We start from the raw sequence: 9307 nt of genomic DNA, 5'->3' as shown, positions 1-9307 counted from the left end.
GCAGGTCCGCCTGGTCGCCGTGGCGATGGGCCTCGACATGGTCAAGGAGCGGCTCGACGGCGGGGAGCAGCTGGACCTCGTCCGCATCCGGCAGCTCGTCGACGGCGCGCACCGCAACGCCACCGAGGCGCTCACCGAACTCCGCGACCTGGCCCGCGGCCTCCATCCGCCCGCCCTCGACGACGGCCTGCCCGACGCACTCGCCACACTCGCCGCGCGCAGCACCGTGCCGGTCGAGCTGTCGGCGGACGTGCCGCACCGCCCGACTCCGGCGATCGAGACCATCGCGTACTTCTGCGCGGCCGAGCTCCTGACGAACGTCATCAAGCACAGCGGGGCGCGGCGGGTCACGATCGACGTCGGGCAGCGGGACGGTCTGCTGACGCTCCGGGTCACCGACGACGGCCGGGGCGGCGCGGCGCCCGGCGCGGGCAGCGGTCTGACCGGGCTCGCGCAGCGGGTCCGCACGGTCGACGGGCGCATCGATGTCCGCAGCCCCGAGGGCGGCCCGACCACGGTCGTCGTCGAGCTGCCGCTGCACGCGTGAGCACAGGTCGCAGCCCAGGTCGGAGCTTACGTGAGAGCATGCGGGCCATGCGTGTCGTGATTGCCGAGGACGCCGCCGTACTGCGGGAGTTGCTGGCCCAGATGCTCGCCGAGCGCGGGCACGAGGTCTGTGCCGCCGTGGGGGACGCCGACGCGCTGCGCGACGCGGTCGCCGCGCACCGCCCGGACGTCACCGTGGTCGACATCCGGATGCCGCCGACCCACACGGACGAGGGGCTGCGCGCGGCCATCGACATCCGTGCCGCGCACCCCGGCACGGGCGTGCTGCTCTTCTCGCAGTACGTGGAGACGAAGTACGCGACGCGGCTCCTCGCGGCGGGCTCGGCGGGCGTCGGCTATCTGCTCAAGGACCGGGTGGCGAACGTCGCGGAGTTCGCGGACGCGCTGGAGCGGGTGGCGGCGGGCGGCACCGCGCTGGACCCCGAGGTCGTCACGCAGCTGGCCGGGGCCGGCCGGCGTGCGGCGGAGCTGGCGCCGCTCACGGAACGGGAGCGCGAGGTGCTCTCGCTGATGGCGCAGGGGCGGTCCAACGCGGGGATCGCGCAGGCGCTCTTCGTTTCTTCGGGCACGGTGGAGAAGCATGTGGCGGCGGTCTTCGACAAGCTCGGCCTGCCCGCGTCGCACGACGACAACCGCCGGGTGCTGGCGGTCATCCACTATCTGCGGTCCTGAGGATGTGGGGCCGGGCTGACGGCGACAGAGCGGGGCACCGCACAGGAAAACGAGATCCACGCGTGCGGCCATCACCGTCCGGCGCGGCGCTCGGCTGACTGACGGCGTGCAATTCGCGCCGTTCTCACCTTCCGCGCGCCCCGCCTCCGCTGCCGCGCCCCCTGTCACCCGACACCGGACGTTCGCCGCGTCACCTGAAATCCACCGACGGATCACCACATTCCGATGCAGGCCCCTACGCTTTCTTCACCGTTTCCCCATAGACTCCCGCTTCTGCGCACGGGATCTCCGCAAGCCAACGGCATATGCCAGAAGCACCACCGCATCGTGTGTTGCCAAATCCCTTACAGGCCACCTTCGGCTGTGCGAAAGTCATTAGCGGTCCACCACCCGTCAAGCTGGTCGCACCGCATCCTCATCGGAGCACCCCATGCCGTCCCATGTCTTCGCGGACCACGCCGCCGCCCAGCCGCCGGAGCGCGGCACGGTCGACGCGCTGATCTCGCAGACACGCCGGCTGCGGGGCGAGGTCGACGCCGTGCGACGCGACACCGCCACGGACGTCGGAGATCCCGCGGGCCGCTGGCAGCGCGCCCTGTGCGACCTGGCGGTCCATCAACTCAACGACCTGGACACGCACTTCGCCCAGCTGCGGGACGGACCGCCGGGCGCGGACGACGAGACCGCGACGGCGTCCACGGCCGCGGAGCCGCACGAGGACTCGCTCCTGAGCCGGGTGGGCAGCGCCGAATGGAACCTGCTCACCGACGAGGCCAGCTGGTCCGGCGAGCTGTACCAGATCCTCGGCCGCGACCCGGCCGCTCCCCCGCTCTCCCTGGACGAACTCCCTTCGCTGGTGCACACGGACGACCAGCCGCAGCTGACCACGATGGTCACGGACTGCCTGATCGACGGGAAGCCCATCGACGGCGAGTTCCGCATCATGCGGCCCGACGGGCGCGTACGCCAGGTGCACATGATGGGCGAGCCCGTCCTCGCCTCCGACGGCTCCACTGTCTCCATGTGGGCGGTCCTGCGGGACGTCAGCGAACTGCGCCGCAGCCAGCGCGTGGTGCGCGAGACCCGTGACTCGCTCCAGCGCCACCACGACATCGCACGGACCGAGCACCGCCTCGCGGTCGAACTGCAGGAAGCGGTCCTGCCGCCGTGGGGCGGCGCGCTACGCCTTCCGCACGGCGGCCCCGGCCAACTCGACCTCGCCGCGCACTACCTCCCTTCCTCGACCAGCTCGCTCATCGGCGGGGACTGGTACGACGCCATGCAACTGCCCGACGGCCAGGCCCTGTTGAGCGTCGGCGACCTCACCGGACACGGCGTCACCGTCACCTCCGGCATGGCGATGCTGCTCGGCGCGCTGCGCGGCATGGCCGTGGCGGGCTCACCGCCCGGCCAGCTCATGGGCTGGCTGAACCAGCTGCTGGACGCCACGGCCCAGCCCGCCCTCGGCAGCGCCGTCTGCTGTCGCTACGAGCCCGCCACGCACCTGCTCACCTGGTCCCAGGCCGGCCACCCCGCCCCGCTGCTGTTCCGCGACGGGACGGGGCGCGCGCTGACGCCACCGCAGGGCGTGCTCCTCGGTGCCACCTCCGGCGCGACGTACGAGCAGGCCGACGAGCAACTGCGGCCCGGAGACCTGCTGTTGCTGCACACCGACGGCCTGGTGCCACGGAGCGACAGGGAGACGGCGACGGACCTGCTGCTGTCCCTCGCCCCCCGCTTCACCGAGGAGCGTACGGCGCAGGACTGCGTGCGGATCGTCGTCGAGGAGTACGGCGAGGCTCCGCGCGAGGACGACGCCTGCCTGTTGATCGCGCGTATCTGAGCACGCCGCACAGCGGCCCGCTCACACCCCGCTGCCCGGTGGGCACGGGTGCGCGCGTGTACCGGTCTTCTTCGTGCGTCCTACGCCCGTGCCGTCCTCCCCGCGCCCTTGGGTCCCTTCGGCAGCGCGAGCTTGATCTCCTCGCGCAGGTCCTGGATCTTGGGATACCCGGCGTACTGCGCCGTCAGGCGGTACATCTCGCGCAGCCGGTCCCACGTGCGGTGCGAGGAGTTGGCCCGCATCGACACCAGCGCCAGCCGGGCGTACCGGTCGGCCTGCTCCGGGTCGTCGGCGATGAAGCAGGCCGACGCCAGCGAGATGTAGTCGAAGATCTGCGACCGGTCGCGGTTCTTGGACCGCAGCTCGATCGCCTCCCTGGCATGGCGCTGCGCGGTGTTCGCCGCGGTCGGATCGTGGTCGGCGAGGGTGCGGTAGGCCAGGGCCTGCATGCCGTGCAGATCCGCCTCGTCGAACATCTGCATCCAGCTCGGCGGCGGCACGTCCCCCTTGTCCGACACGAAGAGGTCCTCGGCGAGGCCGAGGGTGCGCCGCATCGCCTGACCGCGCCCCATCGACGCCTGTGCCCAGGCCTCGATGGTGTACAGCATCGCCTGGGTGCGGGGCAGTGCCTCCTCGCCCGCGCCCGACTTGGCGAGCTTCATCAGGTCGAGGGCGTCGTCCGGCTTGCCGAGGTGCACCATCTGGCGCGCGGCCCGGGACAGGGCCTCCCCGGCACGCGGGCGGTCGCCGCCCTCGCGGGCCGCGTGCGCCGCGATGACGAAGTACTTCTGCGCCGTGGGCTCCAGGCCGACGTCGTGCGACATCCAGCCGGCGAGCACGGCGAGGTTGGCAGCGACGCCCCACAGGCGGCGCTGGAGGTGGTCGGGGTGTCGGTAGGCGAGCATGCCGCCCACTTCGTTGAGCTGGCCCACCACGGCCTTGCGCTGCAGCCCGCCTCCGCGGGCCGCGTCCCAGGCGCGGAACACCTCGACCGAGCGCTCCAGTTCCTCGATCTCCTGTGACCCGATGGGGGCGGCCTCGTAGCGGTCGAACCCGGCGGGGTCGGCGTGCAGGGGATCGTCGAGACGGGGGGCGTCGGCCGCGAGGGCCGGATCGGTGTGCAGCCAGTCGTGCATGGCGCTGCTGAGTGCGGAGCCTGCGGCAAGCGCAGCGCCCGCGCCCACCAAGCCGCGTCGGTTGAGCATGAGGTCCATTCCCGTGAATTCGGTGAGGACCGCGGCGGTCCGCTCGGGCGCCCACGGCACGCCGTCGGGGTGCTCCACACTCCCGTCGCCACGCCGCTTCCCTACGCGCCCGTGCCGGACCAGACCTAGATCCTCAGTGGTCACGACACGGCCGAGACGCTCGGTGAACAGGACCGCCAGCACCCGAGGTACGGGATCGCGCGGGATCTCCCCCATGTCGATCCACCGCCTGACCCGCGAGGTGTCGGTGGCCAGCTGGGGGTGGCCCATGGCCGCCGCCTGCCTGTTCACCAGTCTCGCGAGCTCCCCTTTGGACCAGCCGGCCAGGCCGAACAGGTCCGAGAGGCGGGTATTGGGTTGTCCGTTCACGTCAAGCCCCCAGGTTCTCGGCTGAGTTGACAGTAACCCTCTGTCAGTTGCTGAGCGACTATTCGCCAGGGTTCGCCAGGGTGCGCCACATGGTGTGCCAGGGGACGACGGGTGTCAGGTAGGAGTGCGCCACCCCGACCCGGTCGCCGCAAGGCACTCCCCAGGGTGCACCCGAAAGCGATCGGGCCGGGAGGCGCACGCAACTCGCAGGCACACGAAGGGATCTGTATCGCCCATGTACGCAGCATCGTCCTCCGTGTCCGCCCCGCCCCGGCCGCTCCACCCGCGCCCTCCGGTCCCCCGGACCCGCGAGGTGTCCCCCACCGCGGGGAACGGCCCCTATCTGGAGCCGGTGCGCCCCTCGTCCACGCAGCTCGGCGCAGGCCGTGCGCGCCGTGTGCCGGGGACCGGCGCCCAACCGCTCAGCGGGAGACTCGACTTGTCCGGCCCCCAGGGGGCGCAGCTGCGCACCGCGATCGCCTCGGTGCACCGCATCTGTCCGGAGTTCCACCCCGTGCAGGTGCTGCGCAGAAGCGGCCGCACCGTACTGATCGTCGGCACGGCGGGGCGCAGCACCGCCGTCGCCAAGTGTTTACTCGATCACTCACCTGTGTGGGCCGAGCGGATCAGGCACGAAATAGCGGCATACCGGTCGTTCGTCCGGCACCGTCCGCCGGTCCGGGCGCCGCGGCTCATCGCCGCCGACCCCGACGACTGCACGCTGGTGATCGAGCGCATGCCGGGGCGCATCGCGGCACTGACCCGGCATCCGCTGGAGGCGCCGCCCCGGGCGGACGTCCGCGCGGCGCTCGGCTCCGTCTGCCGCCTGAACCAGTGGCGGCCTCCGACGGAGATGTTCGGCAGGCCGATGGACTACGGCAGGAAGATCTCCCGCTTCCACGAGCTGGGCCTGCTGACGGACCGCGACATGGGCGACCTGCAGAAGCTGCTGCACGGCATCGCGCACTCGGTCGGCCACCAGGGCAACGGCCACCAGTCCATGTGGCAGTTCTGCCACGGCGACGCCCTGCTGTCGAACATCCTTCTCTCGCCCGCCGGACCCGTCCTGGTCGACTGGGAGCACGCGGGCTGGTATCTGCCCGGGTACGACCTGGCCACCCTGTGGTCGGTCCTCGGTGACGCCCCGGCGGCCCGGCGCGAGATCAGCCAGCTGGCGCAGGCCGCGGGTCCGGCGGCGCGCGACGCGTTCCTGGTCAACCTGATGCTGGTGCTGACCCGCGAGATCCGTACGTACGAAACGGCCGTGCAGCGTTCGATGCACGAATCGACCCCGGCGGCACCGGGCCCGGCCCATCCCGGTGCTGCGCCGTCCGGCGAGGAACAGCGGCTGCTGCTGAGGCGGCTGCACGACGACTGCCAGCTGGCCCGCCGGGCCGTGCGAGCGGCGGTCGGCACTCGCTGACGGGGACGCGAAAGTCCGCGATGCGCTGTGGACAGGGGCGCACCGCGGACTTTCGTATGCCTGTGGCGACTACTGTTCGACTATGACGTGGTGAACTGCACCGCGTCGACGTCGAACGCGTTGTCCTGGCCGGACGTGAAGACCAGATAGAGCTTGTGCGTTCCGGTCAGCGCCTCGACGGGGACGGCGGGCGTGGACTGGTAGGTGTCCCAGCCGCCGGTGTTCGGGACGGGCGTCGTGGCGAGCAGCTTCCCGTCGGGGGCGTCCGCGCGCAGCTCGATGGAGCCGACGCCGTAGGGCGACGACAGCGTGTAGCTGACCGCGCTCACGCCCTCGACGCTCATCGGGCTGAACGCGATCCAGTCGCCGTCGCTGATGTCGCCGATGCGCTTGCCGTTCTCGGCGCCCTCCTGCGACACGATCCGGGTGCCCGACTGGTCGTCGCGGTACTCGGCCTGCTTGTGCTCGGGCTGGAGCACCGAACGGCCGTACCCGGTCAGGGTGCCGACGCCGTCGCCGCCCTTGTCCGTGTACTTGGCGTTGAGGACGTAGGTGAGGTCGGCGCCCTCCGGGTGGCCGCCGAGGTCACCGGTGTCGACGGTGCCCTCGCAGCCGGGGATGTCGGTGGTGGGGTGCTCGTGGTCGTCGTGGCCGAGGGCGGGGTTCACGGTCACCTTGGAGCAGTCGATCGTGCCGTCCTCGGGGTCGGTGACCTTCACCTTGTACGGGATCTTGTCGCCGAACTCGATGAGCTTGCCGTCGACCGGCGTCTCGATCGTCACCTCGGGGGCCGTGTTGCCGGCCGTGACGGGGATGTTGGCGTAGCCGGACTTGCCGCTGGAGTCGGTGACCTTCAGCTGGGCGTTGAAGTCCCCCTTGGCGGTGTAGGTGTGGGAGGGGTTCGCCTCGGTCGAGTCGTAGGTGCCGTCGCCGTCGAAGTCCCAGGCGTAGGTGAGGGAGTCACCGTCGGGGTCCGTGCTGCCCGCGCTGGAGAAGTCGACCTTCAGCGGGACGGGACCGTTGGTGGCGGACGCCTTGGCCTTGGCGAGCGGGATGCGCTGCCCCTGGGCGTAGTCGATGCGGTAGAGCCCGGAGTCGTTGTTCCCGCCGCCGAACTCGCTGCCCCACTCCAGGACGTAGAGCGAGCCGTCGGGCCCGAAGGTCATGTCCATGGGCTTGGCGAACTTCGCGGACTTGAGGAAGTCGTTGATCTTGAGGAGCTTGCCGTCCTTGTCGAAGCGGAGCTCCTTGACCGAGTCGCGCGCCCACTCGTAGAAGAAGTTGGCGCCCTCGAAGTAGGCGGGGAACTTCGTCTTGGAGGGGTTCTTGGCGTCGTAGTGGTAGACCGGTCCGCTCATCGGCGCGGAGCCGCCGGACCCCACCTCGGGGAACTCCTTGGAGGTGCCGTAGCCGTACCAGATGTCGGGCTGTTGCAGGGGCGGCAGGTCCTTCAGGCCGGTGTTGTTGGGTGAGGGGTTGGTCGGCTTGGCGCAGTCGAACTTGGCGCCGGCCTTCTGGGTGTCGGGGTCGTAGGGCGCGTACGCCTGGTTGTTGCCGTGGCAGAAGGGCCAGCCGAAGTTGCCCGCCTTCTTGATGACGTTCACCTCGACGAGGCCCTCGGGGCCGCGCTCGGTGGTCGGGCCGCCGCGGTCGGGGCCGTAGTCGGAGGCGTGGACGTAGCCGTTCTTGGGGTCGACGGTGAAGCGGAACGGGTTGCGGAAGCCCATCGCGTAGATCTCGGGACGGGTCTTGGGCGTGCCCTTCTTGAAGAGGTTGCCCTGGGGGATGGTGTAGCCGCCGGAGTCGGTGGGCTTGATGCGCAGGATCTTGCCGCGCAGGTCGTTGGTGTTGCCCGCGGTGCGGGCGGCGTCCAGCATCTGCTTGCCGGGGCGCCAGTCCAGCGGGGCGTAGCCCTGCCAGGCCGGGTCGAGGTTGGGCGGGGTGTCGTCGCCGACGCCCAGGTAGAGGGTGCGGTTCGGGCCGAACTCGACGGCGCCGCCGGTGTGTCCGGGCTCGGGGAAGGTCCGGTCGCGGTAGGCGGGGACGTCGAGGAGCTTCTTCTCGCTGGCGAGGTCGAGGGTGTTGTCCTTCGTGACCGTGAAGCGGGAGAGGCGGTTGACGTCGTCCGTCGCCTTCGCGGGCGCGTAGTAGAGGTAGATCCAGCGGTTGTCGGCGAACTTCGGGTCGAGTTCCATGCCGACCAGGCCGTCCTCGCCGCCGGTGTAGACGTCGAGCTTGCCGGCGGTGGAGGTGGAGTGGGACTTCGGGTCGAAGATCTTCACCTCGCCGCTGCGCTGGACGTAGAAGACCTTGCCGTCCTTGGCGACGTCGAGCTCCATGGGGTCGGCGGTGTTGTCGTCCAGGGCGGTCTTCTCGTAGCCGGACCAGACGGTGCCGCCGCAGTCGCCGGGCGCGTTGCCCGCGGCCCACTTGATGCCGCCGAGGACGTGCTCGCGGAAGGCGGGCTCGGTGTAGGAGGCCTTGTCGTGGCCCATGGCGGTGGCCCAGACCTTGCCGCCCTCGGCGTTGCGGCACCAGGAGATGGGGTGGTCGGCGCCCATCGCGGAGCCGCCGGGGTCGTACGTCGTCTCGTCGGCGGTCACCAGGACGTGCACGTCACCCCGGGGGTTCTTGTCGAAGTTGTACCACTCCTCCGGGCGCTCCCAGCGCTCGGGCAGGCCCTTGGTGGAGGGGTGCGCGCGGTCGGCGACCTTGGCGGTGCCCTTGAGGACGCCCGGTGAGTGGGCGGGCATGTGGGCGCCGGCGTTGATGAGGTCGTCCCACCAGGGGAAGGAGTCCTCGACGCCCATGTCGAGGGTGTTGTGCAGGGCGACGACGCCCTTGCCGCTCTTCACGTACGTCTTCATCGCCTCGCGCTGGGCCTCGGTGTCCCAGACCATGCCGGAGTTCTGCAGCATGATGACGACGTCGAAGTCCTTGAGCTTCGCGTCGTCGAAGACGGTGGCGTCGTCGGTCTGTACGACCTCGAAGTTGTTCGCCGCGGCCTGCTCCTTGACCATCTGGATGCCGGCCGGGATGGAGTCGTGGACGTAGCCGACGGCCTTGGTGAACAGCAGGGCGCGGAAGGCGGGGGCCTTGTCGGCCGCCGTGGCTCCGGTGCCGGGCAGGAAGGCCACGGTGAGGAGCAGCGCCGCGACCAGGGCGACGAGACCTCTTCGTAGGCTTCTCAGACCATTGATGTCACGAGCATGACAGCCCATGAGCGGG

6 protein-coding genes are annotated in these 9307 nt (G+C 70.8%); 4 read left to right on the top strand and 2 right to left on the bottom strand.

From position 1 onward, the window contains the following. From AOK22_RS18090 to AOK22_RS18080, 3 genes are all read left to right on the top strand, one after another. Positions 1–547, top strand: a 547-nt coding sequence (locus AOK22_RS18090; RefSeq protein WP_244164861.1) for a sensor histidine kinase, incomplete at its 5' end; no start/stop codon positions are given. Between the two features lie 47 nt (positions 548–594). Further along, positions 595–1239, top strand: coding sequence for a response regulator transcription factor (locus AOK22_RS18085; protein ID WP_055699708.1), 645 nt, complete (start codon positions 595–597; stop codon positions 1237–1239). Between the two features lie 430 nt (positions 1240–1669). Then, entirely contained in the window at positions 1670–3082 is a 1413-nt protein-coding gene (locus tag AOK22_RS18080; RefSeq protein ID WP_055699704.1) for a PP2C family protein-serine/threonine phosphatase, read from the top strand. 80 nt (positions 3083–3162) lie between these two features. Here the strand turns inward: AOK22_RS18080 and AOK22_RS18075 are convergent, their stop codons facing one another. Next, the gene (locus tag AOK22_RS18075; protein ID WP_055699703.1) at positions 3163–4656 is read right to left on the bottom strand and encodes a DNA-binding protein NsdB; all 1494 of its coding nucleotides are present in this window, start codon (positions 4654–4656) and stop codon (positions 3163–3165) included. A gap of 235 nt (positions 4657–4891) precedes the next feature. Here AOK22_RS18075 and AOK22_RS18070 point away from each other — a divergent pair, with 235 nt between their 5' ends. Next, positions 4892–6079: an aminoglycoside phosphotransferase family protein gene (locus AOK22_RS18070; RefSeq protein WP_055699702.1), complete on the top strand. Its 1188-nt coding sequence runs from the start codon at positions 4892–4894 to the stop codon at positions 6077–6079. Between the two features lie 80 nt (positions 6080–6159). On the opposite strand, the gene AOK22_RS18065 is transcribed toward AOK22_RS18070, so the two are convergent. Then, positions 6160–9300, bottom strand: coding sequence for a ThuA domain-containing protein (locus tag AOK22_RS18065; RefSeq protein ID WP_055699701.1), 3141 nt, complete (start codon positions 9298–9300; stop codon positions 6160–6162). Between the last annotated feature and the right edge of the window lie 7 nt (positions 9301–9307).

This window comes from Streptomyces silaceus (assembly GCF_001419745.1).
In the GTDB taxonomy this organism is placed as follows: domain Bacteria; phylum Actinomycetota; class Actinomycetes; order Streptomycetales; family Streptomycetaceae; genus Streptomyces; species Streptomyces silaceus.
This window is presented reverse-complemented; position numbering and strand designations above follow the sequence as displayed.

Bases quoted from the DNA above. Each gene is read 5' to 3' on its own strand.
- AOK22_RS18065 (WP_055699701.1), bottom strand. From the start codon at position 9,300: ATGGGCTGTCATGCTCGTGACATCAATGGTCTGAGAAGCCTACGAAGA.
- AOK22_RS18085 (WP_055699708.1), top strand. From the start codon at position 595: ATGCGTGTCGTGATTGCCGAGGACGCCGCCGTACTGCGGGAGTTGCTG.
- AOK22_RS18070 (WP_055699702.1), top strand. From the start codon at position 4,892: ATGTACGCAGCATCGTCCTCCGTGTCCGCCCCGCCCCGGCCGCTCCAC.
- AOK22_RS18080 (WP_055699704.1), top strand. From the start codon at position 1,670: ATGCCGTCCCATGTCTTCGCGGACCACGCCGCCGCCCAGCCGCCGGAG.